Source organism: Pseudomonas sp. NFPP25, from assembly GCF_900116505.1.
Classification (GTDB): domain Bacteria; phylum Pseudomonadota; class Gammaproteobacteria; order Pseudomonadales; family Pseudomonadaceae; genus Aquipseudomonas; species Aquipseudomonas protegens.
This window is the reverse complement of sequence record NZ_FPBG01000005.1, coordinates 242,099-265,224: the sequence shown is the minus strand read 5'-3', so window position 1 is coordinate 265,224 and position 23,126 is coordinate 242,099. Positions and strand designations below refer to the sequence as shown.

The 23,126-nt window shown below is 63.2% G+C and carries 24 protein-coding genes and 1 tRNA gene; 11 read left to right on the top strand and 14 right to left on the bottom strand.

Going from position 1 to position 23,126, the window contains the following annotated elements:
- Nucleotides 1-4 precede the first annotated feature (4 nt).
- The 5 genes from hisA to BM382_RS21185 all read right to left on the bottom strand — a co-directional run bounded on the left by hisA (nucleotide 5) and on the right by BM382_RS21185 (nucleotide 4,176).
- The gene (gene hisA, locus BM382_RS21205) at nucleotides 5-742 is read right to left on the bottom strand and encodes a 1-(5-phosphoribosyl)-5-[(5-phosphoribosylamino)methylideneamino]imidazole-4-carboxamide isomerase (protein ID WP_019093879.1); all 738 of its coding nucleotides are present in this window, start codon (nucleotides 740-742) and stop codon (nucleotides 5-7) included.
- A gap of 42 nt (nucleotides 743-784) precedes the next feature.
- A complete protein-coding gene (locus tag BM382_RS21200; RefSeq protein ID WP_011058738.1) occupies nucleotides 785-1,045 on the bottom strand; it encodes a DUF2164 domain-containing protein in 261 nt (86 codons plus the stop codon).
- The gene (hisH, locus tag BM382_RS21195; protein ID WP_072443823.1) at nucleotides 1,046-1,684 is read right to left on the bottom strand and encodes an imidazole glycerol phosphate synthase subunit HisH; all 639 of its coding nucleotides are present in this window, start codon (nucleotides 1,682-1,684) and stop codon (nucleotides 1,046-1,048) included.
- Nucleotides 1,684-2,277 carry an imidazoleglycerol-phosphate dehydratase HisB gene (gene hisB / locus BM382_RS21190; protein WP_011058736.1) on the bottom strand — a complete coding sequence of 198 codons (594 nt, stop codon included), beginning with the start codon at nucleotides 2,275-2,277 and terminating at the stop codon, nucleotides 1,684-1,686. The genes hisH and hisB overlap by 1 nt, the downstream gene beginning before the upstream one ends.
- Nucleotides 2,278-2,514: 237 nt before the next feature.
- Nucleotides 2,515-4,176 carry an OFA family MFS transporter gene (locus BM382_RS21185; protein WP_011058735.1) on the bottom strand — a complete coding sequence of 554 codons (1,662 nt, stop codon included), beginning with the start codon at nucleotides 4,174-4,176 and terminating at the stop codon, nucleotides 2,515-2,517.
- Between the two features lie 342 nt (nucleotides 4,177-4,518).
- On the opposite strand from BM382_RS21185, the gene BM382_RS21180 reads away from it, so the two are divergent.
- From BM382_RS21180 to BM382_RS21165, 4 genes are all read left to right on the top strand, one after another.
- Nucleotides 4,519-6,744 carry an AsmA family protein gene (locus BM382_RS21180; protein WP_072443821.1) on the top strand — a complete coding sequence of 742 codons (2,226 nt, stop codon included), beginning with the start codon at nucleotides 4,519-4,521 and terminating at the stop codon, nucleotides 6,742-6,744.
- Complete coding sequence (mutY, locus tag BM382_RS21175) at nucleotides 6,741-7,808, top strand: A/G-specific adenine glycosylase (protein ID WP_053148603.1); 1,068 nt, start codon at nucleotides 6,741-6,743, stop codon at nucleotides 7,806-7,808. The genes BM382_RS21180 and mutY overlap by 4 nt, the downstream gene beginning before the upstream one ends.
- Complete coding sequence (locus BM382_RS21170; RefSeq protein ID WP_011058732.1) at nucleotides 7,805-8,077, top strand: oxidative damage protection protein; 273 nt, start codon at nucleotides 7,805-7,807, stop codon at nucleotides 8,075-8,077. Before mutY ends, BM382_RS21170 begins: the two co-directional genes overlap by 4 nt.
- A gap of 104 nt (nucleotides 8,078-8,181) precedes the next feature.
- Nucleotides 8,182-8,257 (top strand) — tRNA-Phe (locus tag BM382_RS21165).
- Between the two features lie 266 nt (nucleotides 8,258-8,523).
- Here the strand turns inward: BM382_RS21165 and BM382_RS32105 are convergent.
- The 3 genes from BM382_RS32105 to BM382_RS21150 all read right to left on the bottom strand — a co-directional run bounded on the left by BM382_RS32105 (nucleotide 8,524) and on the right by BM382_RS21150 (nucleotide 10,071).
- Complete coding sequence (locus tag BM382_RS32105; protein WP_239690416.1) at nucleotides 8,524-9,006, bottom strand: hypothetical protein; 483 nt, start codon at nucleotides 9,004-9,006, stop codon at nucleotides 8,524-8,526.
- A 12-nt stretch (nucleotides 9,007-9,018) separates the two neighbouring features.
- Nucleotides 9,019-9,477 carry a hypothetical protein gene (locus BM382_RS21155; protein WP_053155983.1) on the bottom strand — a complete coding sequence of 153 codons (459 nt, stop codon included), beginning with the start codon at nucleotides 9,475-9,477 and terminating at the stop codon, nucleotides 9,019-9,021.
- A gap of 252 nt (nucleotides 9,478-9,729) precedes the next feature.
- Nucleotides 9,730-10,071, bottom strand: coding sequence for an isochorismate lyase (locus BM382_RS21150; RefSeq protein ID WP_019093886.1), 342 nt, complete (start codon nucleotides 10,069-10,071; stop codon nucleotides 9,730-9,732).
- 122 nt (nucleotides 10,072-10,193) lie between these two features.
- On the opposite strand from BM382_RS21150, the gene BM382_RS21145 reads away from it, so the two are divergent.
- Both BM382_RS21145 and BM382_RS21140 read left to right on the top strand, forming a co-directional pair.
- A complete protein-coding gene (locus tag BM382_RS21145; protein ID WP_041751913.1) occupies nucleotides 10,194-10,523 on the top strand; it encodes a hypothetical protein in 330 nt (109 codons plus the stop codon).
- 49 nt (nucleotides 10,524-10,572) lie between these two features.
- Entirely contained in the window at nucleotides 10,573-11,550 is a 978-nt protein-coding gene (locus tag BM382_RS21140; protein WP_072443820.1) for an alpha/beta hydrolase family protein, read from the top strand.
- Here the strand turns inward: BM382_RS21140 and gltS are convergent, their stop codons facing one another.
- Genes gltS through BM382_RS21125 form a run of 3 tightly spaced genes read right to left on the bottom strand, consistent with a single transcriptional unit; the run spans nucleotide 11,551 to nucleotide 14,494 of the window.
- A complete protein-coding gene (gene gltS / locus BM382_RS21135) occupies nucleotides 11,551-12,759 on the bottom strand; it encodes a sodium/glutamate symporter (protein ID WP_011058726.1) in 1,209 nt (402 codons plus the stop codon).
- A 52-nt stretch (nucleotides 12,760-12,811) separates the two neighbouring features.
- Nucleotides 12,812-13,750, bottom strand: coding sequence for a formimidoylglutamase (gene hutG / locus BM382_RS21130; RefSeq protein WP_072443818.1), 939 nt, complete (start codon nucleotides 13,748-13,750; stop codon nucleotides 12,812-12,814).
- Between the two features lie 18 nt (nucleotides 13,751-13,768).
- Complete coding sequence (locus BM382_RS21125; RefSeq protein WP_019093890.1) at nucleotides 13,769-14,494, bottom strand: IclR family transcriptional regulator; 726 nt, start codon at nucleotides 14,492-14,494, stop codon at nucleotides 13,769-13,771.
- A 259-nt stretch (nucleotides 14,495-14,753) separates the two neighbouring features.
- On the opposite strand from BM382_RS21125, the gene BM382_RS21120 reads away from it, so the two are divergent.
- Nucleotides 14,754-15,164: a hypothetical protein gene (locus tag BM382_RS21120; protein ID WP_011058723.1), complete on the top strand. Its 411-nt coding sequence runs from the start codon at nucleotides 14,754-14,756 to the stop codon at nucleotides 15,162-15,164.
- Between the two features lie 82 nt (nucleotides 15,165-15,246).
- Here BM382_RS21120 and BM382_RS21115 read toward each other — a convergent pair whose 3' ends face one another.
- The 3 genes from BM382_RS21115 to gabP all read right to left on the bottom strand — a co-directional run bounded on the left by BM382_RS21115 (nucleotide 15,247) and on the right by gabP (nucleotide 19,536).
- Nucleotides 15,247-15,567 carry a hypothetical protein gene (locus tag BM382_RS21115; protein WP_011058722.1) on the bottom strand — a complete coding sequence of 107 codons (321 nt, stop codon included), beginning with the start codon at nucleotides 15,565-15,567 and terminating at the stop codon, nucleotides 15,247-15,249.
- Nucleotides 15,568-15,925: 358 nt separating this feature from the next.
- Entirely contained in the window at nucleotides 15,926-17,956 is a 2,031-nt protein-coding gene (locus tag BM382_RS21110; RefSeq protein ID WP_011058721.1) for a DKNYY domain-containing protein, read from the bottom strand.
- 188 nt (nucleotides 17,957-18,144) lie between these two features.
- The gene (gene gabP, locus BM382_RS21105; RefSeq protein ID WP_011058720.1) at nucleotides 18,145-19,536 is read right to left on the bottom strand and encodes a GABA permease; all 1,392 of its coding nucleotides are present in this window, start codon (nucleotides 19,534-19,536) and stop codon (nucleotides 18,145-18,147) included.
- A gap of 565 nt (nucleotides 19,537-20,101) precedes the next feature.
- Here gabP and BM382_RS21100 point away from each other — a divergent pair.
- The 4 genes from BM382_RS21100 (at nucleotide 20,102) to BM382_RS21085 (ending at nucleotide 23,088) form a co-directional block, all read left to right on the top strand.
- Nucleotides 20,102-20,875, top strand: a complete 774-nt coding sequence (locus BM382_RS21100) for an ABC transporter ATP-binding protein (RefSeq protein ID WP_011058719.1) — start codon at nucleotides 20,102-20,104, stop codon at nucleotides 20,873-20,875.
- Between the two features lie 13 nt (nucleotides 20,876-20,888).
- Entirely contained in the window at nucleotides 20,889-21,641 is a 753-nt protein-coding gene (locus tag BM382_RS21095) for an ABC transporter substrate-binding protein (RefSeq protein ID WP_011058718.1), read from the top strand.
- Between the two features lie 65 nt (nucleotides 21,642-21,706).
- A complete protein-coding gene (locus tag BM382_RS21090) occupies nucleotides 21,707-22,399 on the top strand; it encodes an ABC transporter permease (protein WP_011058717.1) in 693 nt (230 codons plus the stop codon).
- On the top strand, nucleotides 22,399-23,088 hold the full coding sequence (locus BM382_RS21085) for an ABC transporter permease (protein ID WP_011058716.1): 690 nt from the start codon (nucleotides 22,399-22,401) through the stop codon (nucleotides 23,086-23,088). The genes BM382_RS21090 and BM382_RS21085 overlap by 1 nt, the downstream gene beginning before the upstream one ends.
- The last annotated feature ends 38 nt before the right edge of the window (nucleotides 23,089-23,126 follow it).

The following is a 23,126-nucleotide window of genomic DNA, read 5'->3' as shown; positions in this document are numbered from 1 at the left end:
ATCCTCAGCCTTGGTACGAATCGCAGAAAGCCTGGGCTTCTGCAACATCGAGGGTGCCTTCATAGATCGCGCGGCCAGTAATGGCGCCGATGATTCCTGGCGCCTTGGCATCCAGCAGGGCCTTGATGTCGCCCAGGTTGTGGATACCGCCGGAAGCGATCACCGGGATCTTGGTGGCCGCCGCCAGGGCTGCGGTGAACGGCACGTTGCAGCCCTGCATCATGCCGTCTTTGGCGATGTCGGTATAAACGATGGCGGATACGCCGTCGGCTTCGAAACGCTTGGCCAGGTCGATCACTTGCACGCTGCTGACTTCAGCCCAGCCGTCGGTGGCGACGAAGCCATCCTTGGCGTCCAGGCCAACGATGACCTTGCCCGGAAAAGCGCGGCAAGCCTGGGCAACGAACTCCGGCTCCTTGACCGCCTTGGTGCCGATGATCACGTAGCTCACGCCAGCCTTGACGTAGTGCTCGATGGTTTCCAGGGAACGGATGCCGCCGCCGATCTGGATCGGCAGGTTCGGGTAGCGCTTGGCGATTGCGGTGACCACCTCGCCGTTGACCGGCTGGCCTTCGAAGGCACCGTTCAGGTCCACCAGATGCAAGCGCCGGCAACCCCCTTCAACCCATTTGGCGGCCATGCTCACCGGGTCATCGGAGAACACCGTGGAGTCTTCCATGCGGCCTTGGCGCAGACGCACACAAGCGCCGTCCTTGAGATCGATAGCGGGAATAATCAGCATCTGGCAAACCTTCAAGTTCGATTGTTCAGCTTCACTCGGAAATCAGTTTTTCTCGAGCGCCCACAGGTCGCTTTCGATGCTTTCGAACCTCTCCTTGAGGTGCGCCTGCACATCGAAAATCGCCCGGTTGTAATAGTGCGGAGCAATTTCGCGGGTAAACAGTTCAAGAACCTCCGCCGCTTCGAACGAGCCCAGCTCGAGCTCGAACCGATCCTCCAGGAAACGCTTGATCTTGTGCGTCGCCTCGCTCTCCTGTTCGGCAGTGAGGCTCAGGATCGGCGGCTTGGGTTTCTTGATCGCCATTTACCAGCGACCGTCCCAGGCGGCGAAATTCTGCAGCAGCTGCAGGCCGTGGGTATGGCTTTTCTCCGGGTGGAACTGCACGGCGAAACGCGAGCCGTCGGCCAGCGCCGCGGCGAAATCCACGCCATAGTGACCGCTGCCCACCACCTGCCGCGCGCTACCGGCATTGATGTAGTAGCTGTGCACGAAGTAGAAGCGCGCCAGGTCCGCAATGTTGTGCCATAGCGGGTGGTCCACCGCCTGCTTCACTTCGTTCCAGCCCATGTGCGGCACCTTCAGGTGCTCGCCATCCTCGATCAGGCCCTTGCCGAAGAACTTCACCTGGCCGGGAAACAGGCCGATGCAGTCCACGCCTTCGTTCTCTTCACTGTGGTCGAGCAGCGCCTGCATGCCCACGCAGATACCGAGGAACGGACGGTCCTGGCTGACCTCGCGCACCAGGGCATCGAAGCCCAGGCGGCGGATCTCGGCCATGCAGTCACGGATCGCACCCACTCCGGGGAACACCACCCGGTCGGCTTCGCGAATCACGCTGGCATCGCTGGTGATCAGCACCTTGCCGGCGCCCACGTGCTCCAGGGCCTTGGCCACCGAGTGCAGGTTGCCCATGCCGTAGTCGATGACGGCGACGGTCTGCATTACAGCACGCCCTTGGTCGACGGCATCTGGCCGGCCATGCGCTCGTCCAGCTCCACCGCCATGCGCAGCGCGCGGCCGAAGGCCTTGAACACGGTCTCGATCTGGTGGTGAGTGTTGGTGCCGCGCAGGGTGTCGATGTGCAGGGTCACGTTGGCGTGGTTGACGAAGCCCTGGAAGAACTCCTGGAACAGGTCGACATCGAAACCACCGACGGTGGCGCGGGTGAACGGCACATGCATCTGCAGGCCGGGGCGGCCGGAGAAGTCGATCACCACGCGGGACAGGGCTTCATCCAGCGGCACATAGGCATGGCCGTAGCGACGGATGCCTTTCTTGTCGCCGATGGCCTTGCTGAACGCCTGGCCGAGGGTGATACCGACATCCTCCACGGTGTGGTGGTCGTCGATATGCAGGTCGCCCTTGCTTTCGATGTCCAGGTCGATCAGCCCGTGCCGGGCGATCTGGTCCAGCATGTGCTCAAGGAAGGGCACGCCGATATCGAATCGGGCCTTTCCGGTGCCATCCAGGTTGATCGAGGCTTTGATCTGGGTTTCCAGAGTGTCGCGCTCGACAGATGCCTTACGTTCGGCCATCACCAGCTCCGCAAAATCATTGGGCGAAAAAGGCGAATAGTATAGGCCCCACGGCGGCTAAACAGAAACACGATGGACAATATCCTGACGGGCGCCAGCCAATGGCTGCGGGGCTGTACCTGTCATGACAACTATAGAAAACGGCTTGCCGGTGAAGGCGCCAGGCCTGGCAGGCCCTGGCACCTTGTTCGCCGGCCAGCGGGCTCCTGCGCAGGAGCTGGCTGGCCGGCGAAGCCCTTAATGGAACAGCACCGCGGTCTTCTGCAGGGTGACCCACACGCCCCACGCCAGGGGAATGCCCACGGCCAGCCAGGCAGCGATCACCAGCGGCAGGCTGGCGGATGAGGCCTTCCATTCCAGCACGACGCTGTTGTCGGCGCCCTTGTCATGGCCCAGGGCCTGCTCGGCCGCCAGTTGCTCGTCGGTCATGAAGTACTTGTCGGCCACCGGGCGCACCAGCAGGTTGCACAAAAAGCCCAGCACCAGCAGGCCGGCGAGGATGTACAGGGTGATGTCGTAAGCCGCAGCGCGCTCGACGCCGATACTCAGCTGGTACTCGCGCAGGTAGTTCACCAGCACCGGGCCCAGCACGCCCGCCGCGGCCCAGGCGGTCAGCAGGCGACCATGGATAGCGCCCACCATCTGGGTGCCGAACAGGTCCGCCAGGTAGGCCGGCACCGTGGCGAAACCGCCGCCGTACATCGACAGGATGATGCAGAACGCCGCCACGAACAGGGCGATATTGCCCAGGTGGCCGAGGTTCGGGATCAGCGCATAAAGGGCAAAGCCCAGGGCAAAGAACACGAAATAGGTGTTCTTGCGGCCCAGGTAGTCGGAGAACGACGCCCAGAAGAACCGTCCGCCGATGTTGAACAGGCTCAGCAAACCGGTGAAGCCGGCGGCAATCGCGGCAATCTGCGCCAGCTGCCCGGCGTCCAGCTGGCTGAAGGTCAGGCCATTGCCCAGCAGCTTGCCGGCAAACACTTCCTGCAGCAGGGGCGAGGCCATGCCGAGGATGCCGATACCGGCCGAAACGTTGAGGCACAGCACCAGCCACACCAGGCGGAACTGCGGGGTCTTCCAGGCCACGTTCACGTGCACGTGGCGGTGGGTGATCATCGCATTGGCGGCTTTCTTCGCCGGTGCGGTCCAGCCCTCAGGCTTCCAGCCGGTAGGCGGAACCCGGTAGGCCAGGGCGCCACCGATCATGAACACGAAGTAGATGGCCGCCATCACCAGGAAGCTCTGCCACACGCCAACGCTGGTCGGCGTTGCAAAGTGGCCCATCAGGGCCGCCGCCAGGGGCGCACCGACCATGGCGCCGCCGCCAAAGCCCATGATCGCCATGCCGGTGGCCATGCCGCGCTTGTCCGGGAACCACTTGATCAGGGTCGACACCGGGGAGATATAGCCCAGGCCCAGGCCGATACCGCCGATGACCCCGGAGCCTATCCACATCAGCCAGATCTGGTGGGTGTAGATCCCCAGCGCCGAGATCAGCAGGCCGCCGCACCAGCACAGTGCCGAAACCACACCGGCCTTGCGCGGGCCGGCATGTTCCAGCCAGCCGCCCCAGATCGCCGCCGAGCACCCCAGGAAGATGAAGAACAGGGTGTAGATCCAGCCGAGCATGGAGATCGGCCAGTCACACTGGGACGAAAAGATCTGCGCGATAAAGCCCATGCCGGGCTCGCAAGCCACGGGCGCACTGACGCCCAGGGCCTTGGACAGCGGCAGCCAGAACACCGAAAAGCCATAGGCCATGCCGATGCACAGGTGGATGGCCAGAGCGGCCGGTGGAACCAGCCAGCGGTTGAAACCGGGCTTGGCGATGATGCGTTCTTTGGACAAGAACGCTGGCTGAGCGGACGGACTGGCCGCCGCGTTGCTAGTGCTCATGGATGTTTCCCCCAATTATTAGAATTGTTCATCGGCCACTCTTCTGCGACGACCTTGGCACACCGGCGCGGTCGTTTTATTGAGTAAAGCTCCATTTGGGCAGACGCGACATTAAGTCGCACAAGGGCGGACGAACCGCGAGAGGTTACCATTTGCGACAAACTAAAAAACCAAACTGACATCACCTTTTTTCCCGCAGCTGCTTTGCCCACAGGCCAGGCCGCTGGCCAAAAAAAACCGCTACAACGAAAAAACCTCTAACTGCAATGGGTGACCAGTCGTCAGGTTCAGAGCGCTATACTCCCCCGCTAAATTTTGAATTCGACATACAAGGACTCGCCCATGAAAGCGTTCGGCAAAATCCTGGGTCTGGTAATTCTCGGGCTGTTGCTGATCATCGTGGCTCTGGGCTTCGCCCTGACCCACCTGTTTGATCCCAACGACTACAAAGACGAGATTCGCCAGATTGCCCGCGACAAGGCCCACATCGAGCTGACGCTCAATGGCGACATCGGCTGGAGCCTGTTCCCCTGGCTGGGCCTGGAACTGCACGATGCCGGCGTCGCCACCCTGGCCAACCCGACCCAACCTTTCGCCGACCTGCAGATGCTCGGCCTGTCGGTCCGGGTGTTGCCGCTGCTGCGCCGCGAAGTGCAGATGAGCGATGTGCGTGTCGAAGGCCTGAACCTGCGCCTGACCCGCAACAAGGACGGCCACGGCAACTGGCAGGACATTGGCAAGGCCGCACCGACCGACAAGCAGGCCGAGACTCCGGCCGCCAGCACCGGCGAAGCCAGCCAACCACCAGCCGGCGCGGACAAACCCGCGCAGCCGATCCGCCTGGACATCGACAGCCTGACCGTGAACAACGCCCGGGTTGAGTACAACGATGAACAGACCGACAAGCAGTTCACCGCCGAAAGCATCCAGCTGAGTACCGGGCCGATTCACGAAGCCACCAACACCCCGGTCAAGCTCACGGCCTTCCTCGCCAGCAGCCAACCCGCAGTGCGCGTGCGCACCGAACTCAATGGCGAACTGCGCTTCGACCGCGCCCTGAAGCGCTACCAGTTCGAAGACATGCGCCTGTCCGGCGAAGCCGCCGGCGACCCGTTGCAAGGCAAGACCCTGACCTTCGCAGCCCAGGGCCAGCTGCTGCTGGACCAGGCCGCCAACGTTGCCCAGTGGACCGGCCTGAAGGTCTCCCTCAATCAGTTGCGCGCCCTGGGTGAGCTCAAGGTCAACGACCTGGACAAGACCCCGCAGATCAGCGGCGGCATCTCCATTGCCCAGTTCGACCTGGCGAGATTCGTCGACAGCATCGGCCAGACCCTGCCCGCCATGGGTGAAGGCAGCCTGAGCAAGGTCGAGCTGGTCAGCCGCCTGCAAGGCACGCCCAGCAGCCTGGCCCTGGAAGACCTGAACCTGAAGCTCGACGACAGCACCTTCAGCGGCCGCCTGGCCATCGAGGACTTCGACAAGCAATCCCTGCGCGCCCAGCTCAAGGCCGACACCTTCAATGTCGACCGCTACCTGCCGCCCAAGTCCGCCGAAGCCAACAGCGCGGCATCGGCCCGCAAGGCCGAAGTGCAGAGCAGCGAAGCCGATGCCATGGCCGGAGCCGGCAGCACCCCGCTGCCCAACGCACCGACCAAGGGCGCCTGGAGCACTGACCGCCTGCTGCCGGTGGAGCGCCTGAGCAAACTCGACGTCGATGCCGACCTGAACTTCGGCCAACTGACCCTGGACAAGCTGCCGATCCAGAATGCCGCACTCAAGGCCTCCGGCCAGGGTGGCCTGCTCAAGCTTTCCAGCCTGCGCGGCGAGCTGTACAACGGCAGCTTCGATGCCAGCGGCAACCTCGATGTGCGCCAGAGCACACCGCAGTTGAGCTTGCAGACCAAGATCAACCGGGTGCCGGTGGAACGCATCCTCGAAAGCCAGGGCCAGAATCCTCCGGTCAAGGGCCTGGTGACTCTGAACAGCAACCTCAGCGGCAGCGGCAACAGCCAGAAGGCATTGATCGACAGCCTCAACGGCACCGCCAGCTTCGTCATCAACAACGGCGTGCTGCTCAACGCCAATATCGAACAGCAGCTGTGCCAGGGCATCGCCGTGCTCAACCGCAAGAACCTCAGCAGCACGCCACGGGGCAAGGACACGCCCTTCCAGGAGCTCAAGGGCAACCTGACGCTGCGCAATGGCGTGGCCAGCAACCCGGACCTGAAAGTGCGCATCCCCGGCATGACGGTGAACGGCAACGGCGACATCGACCTGCGAGTGCTGGGCATGGACTACCGGGTCGGCATCATTGTCGAAGGCGACCTGCGGGATAACCCGGACCCGGCCTGCCAGGTGGGCGAGCGCTTTACCGGCATCGAGCTGCCGCTGCGCTGCCGCGGCCCGCTGGAGCTGGGGGCCAAGGCCTGCCGCCTGGACAAGGACGGCCTGGGCCAGGTAGCAGCCAAGCTGGCCGGTGACCGCCTGCAGCAAAAGATCGACGAGAAACTGGGGGACAAGGTCAGCCCGGAACTGAAGAACGCGCTCAAGGGGCTGTTCAAGCGATGAGAGCCGAGGCGTTTTCAACGGCGGTGCTGGACTGGTACGACCGCCACGGCCGCCATGACCTGCCCTGGCAGCAGGACATCAACCCGTATCGGGTGTGGGTCTCGGAGATCATGCTGCAACAGACCCAGGTCAGCACCGTGCTCAACTACTTCGACCGCTTCATGGCCTCGCTGCCCACGGTGCAGGCCCTGGCCGAAGCCCCGGAAGACGAAGTGCTGCACCTGTGGACCGGCCTGGGCTACTACACCCGGGCGCGCAACCTGCAGAAGACCGCGAAGATCGTCATGGCCGAATACGGCGGCGAGTTCCCCCGGGACGTGGAAAAGCTCACCGAGCTGCCGGGCATCGGCCTGTCCACCGCCGGCGCCATCGCCAGCATCAGCATGGGCCTGCGGGCGCCGATCCTCGACGGCAACGTCAAGCGGGTGCTGGCGCGCTTCACGGCCCAGGAGGGCTACCCCGGGGAGCCCAAGGTGGCCAGGCAGTTGTGGGCCGCCGCCGAGCGCTTCACCCCCCATAGCCGGGTCAACCACTACACCCAGGCGATGATGGACCTGGGGGCGACGCTCTGCACCCGGAGCAAGCCCAGCTGCCTGTTGTGCCCCCTGGAGCGCGGCTGCGAAGCCCACATGCTCGGCCTGGAAACCCGCTACCCGATCCCCAAGCCACGCAAGGAAGTGCCTCAGAAGCGCACCCTGATGCCGATGCTGGCCAACCGCGAAGGCGCCATCCTACTTTACCGGCGGCCCTCCAGCGGCCTCTGGGGCGGGTTGTGGAGCCTGCCGGAGCTGGATGGCCTGGACGACATCCAGCACCTGGCCCTGCAGCACTCCCTGGAACTGGGCCAGCAACAGCAGATGCCGGGGCTGGTGCACACCTTCAGCCACTTCCAGCTGGCCATCGAACCCTGGCTGATCCGGGTCGAAGAGTCGGCCCTGCACGTCGCCGAGGCCGACTGGCTCTGGTATAACCTCGCCACCCCGCCGCGCCTGGGCCTTGCCGCCCCGGTGAAAACACTGCTCAAACGCGCGGCCGAAGTCTTGAATGCAGGAGAGTCGTCATGACCCGCACCGTAATGTGCCGCAAGTACCAGGAAGAACTGCCGGGCCTGGAGCGCCCTCCCTACCCGGGGGCCAAGGGCCAGGATATTTTCGATCACGTCTCGGCCAAGGCCTGGGCCGACTGGCAGAAACACCAGACCCTGCTGATCAACGAAAAGCGCCTGAACATGATGAATGCCGACGATCGCAAATATCTGCAGGGCGAGATGGACAAGTTTTTCTCCGGCGAGGAATACGCCAAGGCCGACGGCTACGTGCCGCCGGCTGAGTAAAGCTGTTGAAAATCGGGGGTGGAACGTAAGCGACGGTAATAATTAAACATTTTTTCAAAACTTGCTTGACGCCCCCCTGAAAAACCCGTTTAATGCGCCCCGTTGCCCAGATAGCTCAGTCGGTAGAGCAGGGGATTGAAAATCCCCGTGTCGGCGGTTCGATTCCGTCTCTGGGCACCACCTTCAGCTTTCAGGTGGTGTATGCATCACGTGAAAGCAACCAAGAAACCCGCCTAGTGCGGGTTTTTTGTTGCCTGAGATTTGGCCCTTCCCCGTATAACCTGCACCGCCAAGAGTGTTGCACCCCGGCAGAAATACCCCGCCCCCCATGACCCGACTCAAGTCGTGGCTTGCCGGCACTCTCTCAGTTTGCCAATCCTTCAGGCTGCCCCCCCCCTGTGGGGACTTAAGGGCTGCGTCAGGCCAGTTTGAAGGCAGCCCGAATCCTATCGATCCTGGCTGCCTTCACTCATTATCTGCCTGCGCCGATCAGCGGCCCCGTCTACAGCCTCCATCGCCTGCCCCTGGGCCACATCGAGCAAGGCCACGCCATCACCGAGCAGCAACGAGGCGATGTCGGCGATCTGGAACAGATCGCTGGCGTCGGCAGCTTGCGCGGTCATGCAGGACAGGCTGTTCACCAGCTTGTGGAGGACGCGTATGCGCTGATCGGCGCAGGCCAGAAGATCGAACAGCGGCACGCGGGGTAGGAAACGGTCACAAGATCCGGCCACGCCGAAGCGTGCCCGCGTACAGCTGCCATAACGCATAGACAGCAAACAACACCCAAAGCGCTGGGTGCTTCTTATGATCAGGTTCCTACACCCGGCCGCTGATTTGGCAGCGACCCGCAAAAACCCTGAATCACTCGATTCAGGGCTTTTCATGCGTGCAATTGGCCATTGCCCAGACTCAGCACCGGGCAACATTCCAGCCCTCTCTCAGTAACCGTTATTCCAGTGGATGTTGAGATCGCGCATAGCCGCCACTTTCATGTCGACCATGCTGCGCTGTTCCAGCCCTTTGCGGGTGGTGATGACCTGGTATCTGCCGGCCGGCAACTGCACAAAGACGATCGGGCCCACTCCGCTCAGGCTCAACAGCTGATGCCCTTGCGGGTTCTGGATCAGCACATCGACATCCGAGGTGTATTCATTCCCTGAGCCGACGGAAAAGGTCATGTGCAGGTTGTAACCCTTGGCCTGCTGAATGGCCCGCGACTCGTCCAGGCCGATGCCGCCGCTGACATAGGAAATACCGTTCTGTTGCAGCGGCTCTAATTGCACGCCAGCCGGGTCGATCGGCTCATTGCTGGTGGAGGCGGAGCGCACGCTCACTGGTGCGGCCAATAGCAGCACCGCGATAACACCTGACAGGACACTCATAGAAAAGGACTTCATGATGACCACTCCCGGGTTCGTCTCGAACCACTGAATGGGACGCCACCGTCAGGCCTCTAGCCCCGGGACGGCAGCGCCCGGGTCTCCCCTGCTTCATCTTGAATGGCCAGGCCATGTCTCAGGCCAGAAGCCGAATGAAAACCCTCGCTCGCCTTGTGCAACCAGGCTCGCCCATAGCTCCTGCTATTGAGTGTAAAACCTGACACAGGGCGGTTTAGATCGATTCGGCGTGAGGCCTTTAACCAAAGGTACCTAGGCTAGGGGACCAGCCCCTCGGCTCGGAGCCTGCGCCGCCTGCCAATGCTTCATCTCCTCGGCGATGAAGTGCTGCACCAGATCGCTGTACATCTTCTCGATGGCATCCGGGTTCAGGCCTTCGGCCGCCGCCCAATCGCGACGAGTGGCCAACATGGCTTTGAAACGCTCCTCGGCGCGCACGGTGGCCGCCGAGGTCTTGAATTTCGATGCCGCCAGTACGTACTGGAAGCGCGCGCCGAGCAAGGCGATGACCGCTCGATCCAGGACATCGATTTCCCGGCGGATATCGTCCATGCCCTGGCATTGTTCCGGGCTCATCTGGTTCTTCACTTCCATGCTCAAGGCTCCATCGACGAATAGGGATACCCGGGCTCGACCGGGCCCGGATTATTCCCATGGGCCCGCCTGGGAGTAAAGTTGCAGGCATCCGCCCATCCGGGCGCAAAGGAACTGCTCTCGTGAACCAGAAGCGAACCCGAGTCCGCCTGCCCCACCCCCAGCCCGGCAAGACCCGCAGCGGGGCCTGGTTTTTTTTGCTGATCGGCAGCGTGCTGCTGGCACTGACTGCGCTGCTGGGCTGGACCCTGGTAAGCGCGCTGCTGGACGGGCAGATCGTCACCAGCAACCGTGCCGGGCCGAAGCTCGCCTACAGCCAGGCGTTGCAGCCCACCAAGTTTTATATCGAGCTGCTCTGGCAGGGCACCAGCACCCTGTTGCTGGGTGCCCTGGCAGTTGCCGCGCTGTGGATCGCCCGGGTATTAATGGGCGCACAAAAAAATCGTCGCTGAACGCCAGGGGTCGCTCCTGCCCGTTACAGCCGCCAAGGAACAACCGCCCATGTCCCTGCTGTCCTCGCCCGACCTGCCGGCCGCCGGCCCCGCCACTGCCGAGCCGGCGCCCGGCCCCAGTGAACGCTTCAGCGAAGTGGCGGCGGACGGTTTCCGTCTTGGCGGCTTCAGCTGGCGCCACGCGCAAGCCGATCCGGCGCGCGCAGTGGTGATCATCAACGCCGCGACCTCGGTGCGCTGCCGCTATTACTTTCGCTTCGCCGACTACCTGTTCGCCAACGGCTTCGACGTGATGACCTACGACTACCGCGGCATCGGCGAGTCGCGCCCGGCCTCGCTCAAGGGGCTCAAGGCATCCTGGTCGGATTGGGGCGCTCTGGATTTCGAAGCCATGCTGCAACGCGCCCGGCGCGAGTTTCCCGGGCAACCGATCGACGTGGTGGGCCACAGTTTCGGCGGCTGCGCCCTGGGCCTGGCGGCCTCCGCCGGGGTGATCCGCCGCGCGGCCACCATGGGCGCGCAGTTCGCCTACTGGCGCGACTACGTGCCCGCCCAGCGCTGGCGCATGCTGGGCAAGTGGCATGTGCTGATGCCCCTGCTGACCCGCCTGTACGGCTACTTCCCCGGTAAGCGCCTGGGCTGGATGGAAGACACCCCCGCCGGGGTGGTCCGCGACTGGGCCACCCCGCACCCACGCTACGAAGGCCGCCCCAGCGGCCGCAGGCTGGCCGCAGAGCGCAGTGGGCAGCCCTTCGCCCAGGTCAGCGCCCCGATCCTCGCCATCAGCGTCAGCGACGACCCCTTCGGCACCGTGGCAGCCATCGAGCGGCTACTGGGCTACTTCGACAACAGCACGCGCACCCATTGGCGCATTCGCCCCGAGGACATCGGTGAGGTCGAGATCGGCCACTTCGCCTTCTTCCACAGCCGCTTCGAAAGCCGGCTCTGGCCGCTGCTGCTGCACTGGCTGCAGCACGCAAGCCCGGCCCCGAACAGCCCAGGGCAAGAGCTGACGCCGGGGCGCTGATCAGGCAAAGGCGTTGATGAACCAGGTGATCAGCGGGATCGCCACGATGTCGATCAATACCGCACCGCACAGCGGCACGATGATGAAGGCCTTGTAGGAAAAGACCTTGTAGTGATCACAGATCGCGCCCATGTTGGCCACCGCATTGGGCGTGGCCCCCAGGCCGTGGCCCATGAAGCCGGCACACAACACCGCCGCGTCGTAGTTGCCGCCAAACAGGCGGAACAGCAGGAACACGCACAGCAGCACCATCACCAGCACCTGCACCACCAGGATCACCAGCAGCGGCAGGCCGAGCTGTTCCAGTTCCCAGAACTTCAGGCTCATCATGGCCATGGTCAGGAACACCCCCAGGCATACGTCGCCCAGGGTGCTCACGGCGCTGTCGGGGATGTCGATGATCCGCGCCCGGTCATTGAGATTGCGCAGGATGATCGCCACGAACATCGCCCCCACGTAGCTTGGCAGGACGATGCCCAGGTGCTCGTTCAGCGCGCTGCCGATCCAGAAACCCAGCACCATGATCAGCAGAATGCAGGTCAGCAGGCGCAGCAGGGTCGGTGCATCCAAAGGCGCCACCGAACCCTGGGCAGCGCTTTCCAGGTGCTGCAGGGTACTGACCTGATCGGCCTGGATCTGCAGGCGGTTGCGCTCGATCAGCCAGCGCGCCAGCGGGCTGCCCAGCAAGCCGCCGGCAACCATGCCGAAGGTGGCCGAGGCCAGGGCCGCCGTGGTGGCCCCCACCGCCCCGAGGTTTTCCGCGATCGGGCCAAAGGCCGCCGCCGCGCCAAAGCCACCCTCCAGGGACACCGCACCGGCCATGATGCCCAGCAGCGGGTCGATGCCCAGCGCCTTGGCGGCACCGACCCCCACCAGGTTCTGCAGCAGCGCCAGGGACCAGCAGGCCCCCAGATAGACGAACAGGATCTTGCCGCCACGACGCAGCAGGCCGAGGCTGCCCCCCAGGCCCACGGTGGTGAAGAACGCCACCATCAAGGGCGTCTGGATCGCGGTGTCGAGCTTGATCGCCAGCAGTTGCTGATCGCGCAGCAGCCAGACGATCAGGGCAAAGCCGAAACCGCCGATCACCGGCGCCGGGACACAGAGCTGGGTCAGCCAGCGGCTGCGTTTCTTCAGCTGGGCTCCCACCCCCAGCAGGATCAGGGCCAGCGCCAGGGTGGTCAGCGCGTCCAATTCAAAAGTCGGCATGGCAAACATCTCTTCTTGTCATTGTGGTGTTGCGCGGCGAGGGGCATGCCCCTCAGTGAATCAGGCTGGCCAGCAGACGCGCGGCCACGCGGGCGGTGCGTTGGTCCTGGTCGAGCCCGGGATTGAGTTCGGCAATGTCGGCCACGCGCAATTTGCCGCTGGCCCGAGCACGGCGTACCAGGTGCTCGACCACCTGCACATCCACCCCGTAGGCCGAGGGCGCGCTGACGCCGGGAGCCTGGCTGGCTGGCAGCACATCCAGGCACAGGGTCATGTAGAGCACGTCGATACCGTCGAGAAAAGCGTCCAGGCAGGCCTCGACTGCCGGCAGGTTCCAGCCTTGCATCTGCCGGTCCAGCAGGTAGCGCACATCGAGCTCCCGGGCTTGCTCGAACAGCGCCTGGGTGTTGCTCAACTCGCTGACCCCCAGGCAGCAATACTCGAAAGGCATGCCGGCCTGCCGGCAGTACTCGGCGATCTGCCGGAACGGCGTACCGGAGCTGCTTTGCGGCGCATGGCGCAGATCGAAGTGGGCATCGAAATTGAGAATGCCGATGCGCGGGCAGGGCTGTTGGCGGCGCAGGTGATCGGCCAGGCCACTGAAGCTGGCAAAGGCGATTTCATGACCACCGCCCAGCCCCAGGGCCAGGTGCCCCTGTTCGAGCAACAGGCCGAGGCGCTCGGCGTAGCGCTGCTGGGCGCTTTCCAGGTGGTGGTCGGTGCAGGTCACGTCCCCTGCGTCGTACAGCGGGCCGGTGCCGTGCCAGGCCAGGTTGGCCAGGGCCGCGCGCAAGGCTGCCGGGCCCTGGCTGGCACCGGTGCGCCCCTGGTTGCGCTTGACCCCCTCGTCACAGGCCAGCCCGAGCAAGGCGATACCCGCCGGCTGCTGTTCGGCCCAGGGCTGCACCCACTGGTGCCAGCGCCGGGCGGCAAGGCCTTCGGCCAGGTCGATACGACCCTGCCACAGGTGCATGGGGGCGTTGCTGATCATGGTCTTGCTCCAGTCAATTCAATCCAGTCGGGCGCTCAGGCGCTGGGCCGCTTCGCGGGTCCAGCGGATCAGCCGCTCACTGCGCTGTTCGGCGCGGAACGCCGGGGCCATGAGGCTGATGGCGCCTTGCAAGCGGTCACGGCTGTCCAGCAAGGGCGCGCTGACACCCCAGATGCCCAGATCGATCTCGCTCAGGCTCACCGCATGCCCGGCGGCGCGAATGGCCCCGTAGCTGTCCAGGTGCGCGGCGAAATCCGCCTCCTCGACGCCCTGCTGGCGCAGGATCGACAAGCACAGCTCAGGCTCCATGTAGGCCAGCAACACCTTGGCCGAGGCGCCCAGCAGCAGCGGCTGCGCCAGGCCCTTCTGGTAGCAGCAGCGCAAGGGCTGAGGGCTGTCCACCAGCTCGATGCAGATCGCCTGCCCGTTGCTTGGCACCATCAGCGCGACGCTTTCCTGGCTGAGTTCGGCCAGACGGTTGAGCTCCGGCTTGGCCAGGGTCACCAGCAGGCCTTCGCGGTCGAACTTCTTCGCCAGTTGCAGGCAAGCAGGCCCGGGCAGGTAACGGCCCTGGCCATTGTCCTGGGCCAGCCCCCAGCGCAGCAGGGTCTTGAGGTGGCGATAGGTGCTGCTCAGGGGCTGCTGCAGGTTCAGCGACAGCTCCTTGGCAGACATGGCCTCCGGGGATTGCCCCAGGGCCACGAGTATTTGCAGCAGACGGTCAGTGGGCGTGTGGTAGTGCATAGCGGCCTCTTGCAGCCATGGTGCATGGAGTTTCCCGGCAAATGAAATCAGATTCCCAGGCAGTGGGAAAAGGCTGCAAAAAACCTTTGGCACAGGTGCTGCGCCGCAATGGACCTCGGCCCATGCAGGATCGTCGGTACCCGCCTTGAGGCCTTGGCGGGTGCCAGCGCAGCGATTTGCTGGCATCCTTTCCCGCCTGACCGGCCGTTCGCCCCGAATCCGCGAGCGCCGCCCCTTTGCGCAACAAGGTAAGACGCCCATGGCATCGATCGACAAACAACACAAACGTGCCGCCCGGGCAAAGGCCAAGGCCAAGCAGAACCGCGCCAAGCGCACTGCACCGACCTCGGAGCTGGAACTGGACCCCAACGACAGCCGCATCGACTTCGAATCGGTGGACCTGACCGAGCTGTTCGTGAAGATGCGCGACGCCGAGAAAACCAGCCAGCAGGCGCTGTGCACGGTCTTCCTCTCGGACCCGCTGCTGGAGCTGGTCTATGAGCAGGAGGGCGAACAGGGCGCCACGGACTTCATCCTTGCGGCGCTGATCGAATACCGTAACTGGTCCACCGAGGCCGACGAGGCCACGGCCCTGGCCTGGATCGAGTCCGAGGCCTTCCAGGCCGACTACATGGCCGCATCCCAGGCACTGTTCAGCGCCGAAGGCTGAGTTTCTTCCGGGCATGAAAAAAGGGCGCATTCAGCAATGAATGCGCCCTTTTCCGTTTCAGCTAAACAGCCTGGCGTGATGCTCAGGCAGCTTCCAGCCGAGGGATTTCCATGCCGATGCGCGAGCTGGCGAAGTTCAGGTCGCCGCTGGCGATGGACTGGGCCTTGAAGCCTGCGCCGATCAGGTCGCGTACATACAGCTTGTTGTAGATGAACATGAACACCAGGTTGCTCAGGCCGAAGGTGAACATGGCCAGCAGGAACATGATGGCAGCCCATTTCCAGTCGGCGCGGAACAGCGCCGGGATGAAGCCGAAGAAGAACACGGTCCAGGAGAAACCAACTGGCGCTTCCTTGATGGCTCCGGTGTTCGGGTTTTTGAAGATGATTTTAGTGAACGCCATGCGCGTCTCCTTGCCGCCCTTTCTTTAAGGGACCAATGGCCGGGCGATCACCATTGAACCCTGAATGCTCGTTCTTCGAGCCGGGACTGTCAGGCAGGCGCTGACACTCAGGAACCATGGCGGCTACGCAGGGAACAAGGGACAGAGGCAGAAGGCGGATTCAGGGCCCCGACAAGCATTCAATCCCTTGCAATACAGCGCTATTCCATAGCTCCTCTCACGCTGGCACGCAAGAGCTCTTATCGAAGAGCGCGCAGGCTACTATTTCGCCAGCGGGCTGTCCATGAAACGCCATGTAACAAGTCACAAATCCAGCAAAAAGGCCACCGTCAATGCTGACGGCAGCCTTTTTTGCCTTTCAGAACGCCAAACTCTCAGAGTCGGCGTCCCCTGCCGGGGCCTTCTTCAGTGCCTGGTGGTACTGCTCGGCGCTGATTTCGCTGAGCGTCGCGTAACCGTCGTACTGGTAGAAACGCTGCTTGTCCCGGGCATAGCGCTGGGCAACAAACTCCAGGCTGGCCAGGTCGATGCGCTTGGCACTCACCGGCCGCCGGCCACAGAACAGCTTGCGCGTGCCCAATTGCAGAAAGTCCGGATGAGGAACCATCACTTCCTCCGGGCTGAATTCAACCTCCAGCGGTTTGCCGGCAGCAAACATCAGTGTCGCGGTGAAGGCGTAGCTGCCCATGACGCGAGTGTGCGCCGGGTCGAGGGGCTTCTTTCTTGCGCCGTAGTAGTACACCGCCCCCTTGTCCCGGGCCCAGCCATGCCCGCATGACTCGAAGCTGGCCAGATCCGCTTTGGCCATAGGCTCGGGCACCTGATAAAAGACACTGTGGCAAAAAACCCTCTGGCCATCGGTCAGGTACGGGCCGCCCAGGGCACGGTAATGATCGGCGCAGGCCGAAGAGAATCGCTCCGGCACCCGGGTCTCGGCGCGATGAAAGGGGATCAGATACAAGCCATTGGCGTCGCCACACAGGTGTGTGTCCAGCAGCTTGAAACTACCGGCATCCAGACCATTGATGGGGCGGCCATGGAAGTGCACCTGGCTCCCCAGCTCGAACCCGGAGCCGATGGAACGCAAGGCCTGGGCTGTTGACGCCGATGGTGCCTGCAAGCGATGCCACCAATAATCTTGCAACTGCGGATGCGCCTCGAAGTACGCCGACCACTCTTGCAGCATGATGTCATCGATCACCCCATCCGAACCGAGCGGGCCGTGCCTGTCACCCACCAGCAACGGCGAATAGTTGCCTTCGCCACGCTCCAGCTGGGCCACCACAAAACTCTCTACATCCACGTCCAGCGGCTTGCTGCGCCGGTAGACGCGATGCCGGTCAGCGTAGTAGTCGAATCCCAGGTGACGGAAACTCGGGCCATCGGCACCACGCAGGCGGGTGCCATTGCAGTAGACGAACTGATCGTCCACGGCAAAGTACGGGTCCGCCGCTTCACTCTGGCTCAAGATCCGGCCACCGGCATCGAACACCGACTGAACACGGTTCAGCAGGCGGAAGTCACCGACATAGCGCAGGGTTTTTCCGGTCAGGTAATAAGCCCGGCGTGCGTCCTTGGCGTAGCGCTCGTTGAGCACGCTGAAAGTCGCCAGATCGACGTTGTCGATGCGGTAGAAATACTCATAGGCGATGCTCGAGCCCTGCTGCGCCTGGACGATCACCGAATGCCCATCCGTACCCCAGCGCCAGGCCAGCATCTGGAAGCCATCCGGATTGGCAATCGGCAACGGCGAACCGTCCTTCTGATGCAGCACAACGCCGCCCCGGCAGACTTGGCCGCTGATCACTTGATAAGCCGGATGGTTGGTACCGCGTACCTGCTGCTCCGCGCTGGCGATCGCTCGGGCGCCGAGGAAGACCTTGTCCCCGTCACTGAACAGCACCGACCCCGCAGGCCAGTTTTCTGGCACCGGGTGCACAAGCGCCAGGCGCTCAGGCTGCGCGCCGTCGATCACCTCCTGCCCGTAGTCATGACAGAAGTAGGCACGGCACTGATCACGCCAATGGTCATGGCCCAGGCTCTGCAAGCCCCGACACACACGCACCGGCAAGGCTTGCAACGGGTGGTAGCCATAACGCGCGAAGTAACGGGGCAACGCATAATAATCGGCCCGCGCATCACGCAGCAGGTGCCGATGAACACGATGTCGCCAGAGCGGCTCGCCCTCTACCAGGGGGGAAGCCGGGAATTGCTCGGTCGCGGCCTGGCAAGCCTGCTCAGCCGGGGTCCGCCCTTCACGCTGCAGCATGAGGTACACGTCACGGGCTCGCTCCTCCACCAACAGGGCCCCTTCCACGAAGGCGAACCCTTGATGCCATTCGAGGTCGAGCAGTTCCCACTCGGCATCATCCATATCCAGGTCTTTCATCGCTGCATCCCAAGCTAACCGAGTGGAGGATTATCAGCAGGCGCCCCGGGTGGGTAAAGCGCCCCGTCGCCAGGCCGCGAGCGAGCCTCTGCCCGCCACCAGCAGCCCCCCCCAAAGTTGCATCCGGGCATGAAAAAGGCCGCGGTCATTTCTGAGCGCGGCCTTTTCATAAAGAGCGGAGCAAACCGTCAGTTCAGTGCCAGGGCACCATTGCGCTCGGCCTTGCGCCGACGGGCCACCATCAGGCCGGCAGCGATGACGATGACACTCAGCAGGCCAGTGGCGAGGATCTCCACCCGGTGCTCTTCCTGGAACAGCATGATGCCCAGCACCGCGACGATGAACACGATCACAGCGTAAGTCAGGCCCGGGAACAGCCACATGCGGAAGGCGATCTTCTCGCCGGCAGCCATGCGCTTGTGGCGCATGCGCAGTTGCGAGACGGCAATCACCAGGTACACCAGCAAGGCGATGGCGCCGGAGCTGGCCAGGAGGAATTCGAACACCGCCGCCGGAGCGACATAGTTGGCGAACACCGCGAGGAAGGCCGCAGCGGTGGACAGGATCACCGCCCAGTAAGGCGTGCCGCTGGCGTTGGTGCGCTTGGCGGCGGCCGGGGCATCGCCACGCTTGCCCAGGGAGAACAGCATGCGCGAGGCAGTGTAGAGCGCCGAGTTCAGGCAACTGGTCACGGCCACCAGCACCACCAGGTCAACGATCAGCTTGGCATTGGGGATGCCCATGCGGTCGAGCACGGTCTGGTAGGAGCCGACCTGGGCCAGGCTCGGGTCGTTCCACGGCACCAGGGCCACAACGATAAAGATCGATACCAGGTAGAACAGGCCGATCCGCCAGATCACCGAATTGGTGGCCTTGGAGATCTGCTTGCCCGGGTTGTGGGATTCCGCCGCGGCGATGGTGACGATCTCGGTGCCCATGAAGGAGAACATGGTGGTCAGCATGGCGGCCAGTACCGCGCCCATGCCGTTGGGCATGAAGCCCTGGGTGTCCACTAGATGCGATACGCCGCTGACCTGGCTGTTGGGGAGCAGGCCGCAGATGGCGGCGAGGCCGAGGATCACGAAGCCGATGATGGCTACCACCTTGATCAGGGCGAACCAGAACTCGAACTCACCGTAGTTCTTCACGCTGAACAGGTTGGTGGCGGTCAGCAGCAGGGTGATCACCAGAGTGAAGACCCAGATCGCCACGTTGGGGAACCAGGCATGCAGAATGGTCGCGGCAGCGTTGGCTTCCAGGGGAATCACCAGCACCCAGAACCACCAGTACAGCCAACCGATGGTGAAACCGGCCCAGTGGCCGATGGCGCGGTCCGCGTAGGTGGAGAACGATCCGGTGTCCGGCGAAGCCACGGCCATTTCCGCCAGCATGCGCATCACCAGCACCACCAGGGTGCCGGCGGCAGCATAGGCCAGCAGCACGGCGGGGCCGGCTTCGGCAATGGCGTGGCCGGAGCCGACGAAGAGGCCTGCGCCGATCACACCGGCAATCGACAGCATGGTCACATGCCGCGGCTTGAGCCCCTGTTCGAGGTCATTGGAGAGTTGCGTACCGCTCATGAAAAGCACCTTTGCAACGAAAAAAGAGTAACTCCACCCGGTCTGCATTCGTTCTCGTAAAAAGAATCCAACAGGGCGTTCTTTATATCGCACGCAAGAATTGCGCCAAAATGTTACAGAACCCCGGGCAACAAGGGTTGGCGAGCCGACCGATGGAAATCCCAAGTCATTGAGAACAATGGCATTTCGCCATTTCGTTACCGGCCGACTCACTTGCAGGACGAAATGGCGCACCAAAAACACACCCGAAAAGCAGCCGATGAGCGATTAGAGTGCAGATCCATGACCTTTGGCCCGTTAACCCTTCCAACACCCGGCCAAAGCTGGCACCATCGCGCCTTTTTTTACGCGACACCTACCGGATTTCAGGCGGATCCAGGGTTCAAACAGGCGTTCGGTTGTTGATGGGGCGACAGTCTTCTGTGCTGATGCGACAACCTGCCACACACCGTCTGTTTACCTCCGGTAGCGCTGTTGGCTGCGCTTGGAACCCTATGCTAGCTTGGCGCCTCGCCAGGAAGGCCGCCCAACAGCAGGAGCACAATGAACTCAATGAGGACCGCACATGGCTGAGGCCACGCCCGCGCTTGAAATCCGCAACTTGCACAAACGCTACGGCACTCAGGAGGTACTCAAGGGTATCTCGCTGACCGCACGCGACGGTGACGTGATATCGATCCTGGGTTCCTCCGGCTCCGGCAAGTCCACTTTCCTGCGTTGCATCAACCTGCTGGAAAACCCGCACCAGGGGCAGATCCTGGTAGCCGGCGAAGAGCTCAAGCTCAAGGCCGCGAAAAACGGCGAGCTGGTAGCCGCCGACGGCAAGCAGATCAACCGCCTGCGCAGCGAAATCGGGTTCGTCTTCCAGAATTTCAATCTCTGGCCGCACATGAGCGTGCTCGACAACATCATCGAGGCGCCACGCCGGGTGCTGGGCCAGAGCAAGGCCGAGGCCATCGAAGTGGCCGAGGCGCTGCTGGCCAAGGTCGGCATCGCCGACAAGCGCCACGCCTACCCGGCACAGCTGTCCGGCGGCCAGCAGCAGCGCGCCGCCATCGCCCGGACCCTGGCGATGCAACCCAAAGTCATCCTGTTCGACGAGCCGACCTCGGCCCTGGACCCGGAAATGGTCCAGGAAGTCCTCAACGTGATCCGCGCCCTGGCCGAAGAAGGCCGCACCATGTTGCTGGTCACCCACGAAATGAGCTTTGCCCGTCAGGTCTCCAGCGAAGTGGTGTTTCTGCACCAGGGTCTGGTAGAAGAGCAAGGATCGCCACAGCAGGTCTTCGAGAACCCGCTTTCGGCACGCTGCAAACAATTCATGTCCAGCAACCGCTAACGGAGCTACACGCATGCAGAGCTATAAGAAAATCCTCCTGGCCGCTGCCGTCACCCTGGCCTTCAGCGCCAGCGCTGCCGCCGAGACCCTGAAGATGGGCATCGAAGCAGCCTACCCACCGTTCAACAACAAGGACGCCAGCGGCCAGGTCGTGGGCTTCGACAAGGACATCGGCGACGCCCTGTGCGCCAAGATGAAAGTCGAGTGCACCGTGGTCACCTCCGACTGGGACGGCATCATTCCGGCCCTGAACGCGAAGAAGTTCGACTTCCTGATCTCCTCGCTGTCGATCACCGATGAGCGCAAGCAGGCGGTGGACTTCACCGACCCGTACTACTCCAACAAGCTGCAGTTCATCGCGCCCAAGGCCAAGACCGACTTCAAGACCGACAAGGCCTCGCTCAAGGGCAAGATCATCGGCGCGCAGCGGGCGACCCTGGCCGGTACCTGGCTGGAAGACAACCTGGGCGACGACATCACCATCAAGCTCTACGACACCCAGGAAAACGCTTACCTGGACCTGACCTCCGGCCGCCTGGACGCGATCCTGGCCGACAAGTACGTCAACTACGAGTGGCTCAAGAGCGACGCGGGCAAGCCTTATGAGTTCAAGGGCGAGCCAATGGTGGAAAGCGACAAGATCGGGATTGCCGTGCGCAAGAAAGATCCACTGCGCGAGAAGCTGAACGCCGCCCTGAAGGAAATCGTGGCCGACGGCACCTACAAGAAGATCAACGACAAGTACTTCCCGTTCAGCATCTATTGATACTGACTTGCCTGACCGGCGCTCGCCCCCTGGGCGCCGGTCCTTAGCAAAGCCATCCAGACCCCATGAATATCGATCTCTACGGATTCGGCCCGGCGCTCGCCGCCGGCGCGCTGATGACCGTCAAGCTGGCCCTCTCGGCGTTATGCCTGGGACTGGTGCTCGGCCTGCTCGGTGCCTTGGCCAAGACTTCCCCGTACAAGCCACTGCGCTGGCTTGGCGAAACCTATTCGACCATCGTGCGCGGCGTCCCGGAACTGCTGTGGGTGCTGCTGATCTACTACGGCACGGTGAACATGATGAGCGCGCTGGGCGAGCATTTCGGCAACCCCGATCTGGCCCTCAGTCCGTTTCTCGCCGGGGTGATCGCCCTCGGGCTGTGCTTTGGCGCCTATGCCACTGAAGTGTTTCGTGGCGCGATCCTGGCCATCCCCAAGGGCCACCGCGAGGCCGGCACCGCGCTGGGCCTTTCCAAGTTTCGGATCTTCAGCCGCCTGATCCTGCCGCAGATGTGGCGTATCGCCCTGCCGGGCCTGGGCAACCTGTTCATGATCCTGATGAAGGACACCGCGCTGGTGTCGGTGATCGGCCTTGAAGAAATCATGCGCCACGCGCAGAACGCCGTGACCTTCGCCAAGCATCCCTTCACCTTCTTCATGGTCGCGGCCTTCATGTACCTGGGCCTGACCGTGCTGGCCATGACCGGCATGCACTTCCTGGAAAAACGCGCCGCCCGCGGCTTTGTGAGGACGACGTAATGGAATGGGAAGTCATCTACAAATGGCTGCCGAAGTTCATCCAGGGCGCGACGCTGACCCTGGAGTTGGTGGGCATCGCCGTGATTCTCGGTTTGCTGCTGGCCATCCCCTTGGGCATCGCCCGTTCGTCCAAGCTCTGGTACGTGCGCGCCCTGCCCTACGCCTACATCTTCTTCTTTCGCGGCACGCCGCTGCTGGTGCAGCTGTTCCTGGTGTATTACGGCCTGGCGCAGTTCGATGCGGTGCGCGACAGCTTCATGTGGCCCTACCTGCGCGACCCGTTCTGGTGCGCCACCGCCACCATGACCCTGCACACCGCGGCCTACATCGCCGAGATCCTGCGCGGCGCCATCCAGGCCATTCCCCCCGGTGAGATCGAAGCCGCGCGGGCCCTGGGCATGTCCCGGCCCAAGGCGCTGTTCTATATCATCCTGCCGCGGGCGGCGCGCATCGGCCTGCCGGCCTACAGCAACGAAGTGATCCTGATGCTCAAGGCCAGCTCCCTGGCCAGCACCGTGACCCTGCTGGAGCTGACCGGCATGGCGCGCACCATCATCGCCCGCAACTACCTGACGGTGGACATGTTCTTCACCGCCGGGGTGTTCTACCTGTTGATGTCGTTCATCCTGGTCCAGGCCTTCCGCCAACTGGAACGCTGGCTGCGGGTCGACGCCTGCCAGGGACGCTGATCTTCTCCCGCTCCCGCCAGGGAGCGGGTCTGCCCCGG

Coding starts and splice junctions, on each gene's coding strand:
- hisA (WP_019093879.1), bottom strand. CDS start 742: ATGCTGATTATTCCCGCTATCGATCTCAAGGACGGCGCTTGTGTGCGT.
- BM382_RS21200 (WP_011058738.1), bottom strand. CDS start 1,045: ATGGCGATCAAGAAACCCAAGCCGCCGATCCTGAGCCTCACTGCCGAA.
- hisH (WP_072443823.1), bottom strand. CDS start 1,684: ATGCAGACCGTCGCCGTCATCGACTACGGCATGGGCAACCTGCACTCG.
- hisB (WP_011058736.1), bottom strand. CDS start 2,277: ATGGCCGAACGTAAGGCATCTGTCGAGCGCGACACTCTGGAAACCCAG.
- BM382_RS21185 (WP_011058735.1), bottom strand. CDS start 4,176: ATGAGCACTAGCAACGCGGCGGCCAGTCCGTCCGCTCAGCCAGCGTTC.
- BM382_RS21180 (WP_072443821.1), top strand. CDS start 4,519: ATGAAAGCGTTCGGCAAAATCCTGGGTCTGGTAATTCTCGGGCTGTTG.
- mutY (WP_053148603.1), top strand. CDS start 6,741: ATGAGAGCCGAGGCGTTTTCAACGGCGGTGCTGGACTGGTACGACCGC.
- BM382_RS21170 (WP_011058732.1), top strand. CDS start 7,805: ATGACCCGCACCGTAATGTGCCGCAAGTACCAGGAAGAACTGCCGGGC.
- BM382_RS32105 (WP_239690416.1), bottom strand. CDS start 9,006: ATGTTGCCCGGTGCTGAGTCTGGGCAATGGCCAATTGCACGCATGAAA.
- BM382_RS21155 (WP_053155983.1), bottom strand. CDS start 9,477: ATGAAGTCCTTTTCTATGAGTGTCCTGTCAGGTGTTATCGCGGTGCTG.
- BM382_RS21150 (WP_019093886.1), bottom strand. CDS start 10,071: ATGGAAGTGAAGAACCAGATGAGCCCGGAACAATGCCAGGGCATGGAC.
- BM382_RS21140 (WP_072443820.1), top strand. CDS start 10,573: ATGTCCCTGCTGTCCTCGCCCGACCTGCCGGCCGCCGGCCCCGCCACT.
- gltS (WP_011058726.1), bottom strand. CDS start 12,759: ATGCCGACTTTTGAATTGGACGCGCTGACCACCCTGGCGCTGGCCCTG.
- hutG (WP_072443818.1), bottom strand. CDS start 13,750: ATGATCAGCAACGCCCCCATGCACCTGTGGCAGGGTCGTATCGACCTG.
- BM382_RS21125 (WP_019093890.1), bottom strand. CDS start 14,494: ATGCACTACCACACGCCCACTGACCGTCTGCTGCAAATACTCGTGGCC.
- BM382_RS21120 (WP_011058723.1), top strand. CDS start 14,754: ATGGCATCGATCGACAAACAACACAAACGTGCCGCCCGGGCAAAGGCC.
- BM382_RS21115 (WP_011058722.1), bottom strand. CDS start 15,567: ATGGCGTTCACTAAAATCATCTTCAAAAACCCGAACACCGGAGCCATC.
- BM382_RS21110 (WP_011058721.1), bottom strand. CDS start 17,956: ATGAAAGACCTGGATATGGATGATGCCGAGTGGGAACTGCTCGACCTC.
- gabP (WP_011058720.1), bottom strand. CDS start 19,536: ATGAGCGGTACGCAACTCTCCAATGACCTCGAACAGGGGCTCAAGCCG.
- BM382_RS21100 (WP_011058719.1), top strand. CDS start 20,102: ATGGCTGAGGCCACGCCCGCGCTTGAAATCCGCAACTTGCACAAACGC.
- BM382_RS21095 (WP_011058718.1), top strand. CDS start 20,889: ATGCAGAGCTATAAGAAAATCCTCCTGGCCGCTGCCGTCACCCTGGCC.
- BM382_RS21090 (WP_011058717.1), top strand. CDS start 21,707: ATGAATATCGATCTCTACGGATTCGGCCCGGCGCTCGCCGCCGGCGCG.
- BM382_RS21085 (WP_011058716.1), top strand. CDS start 22,399: ATGGAATGGGAAGTCATCTACAAATGGCTGCCGAAGTTCATCCAGGGC.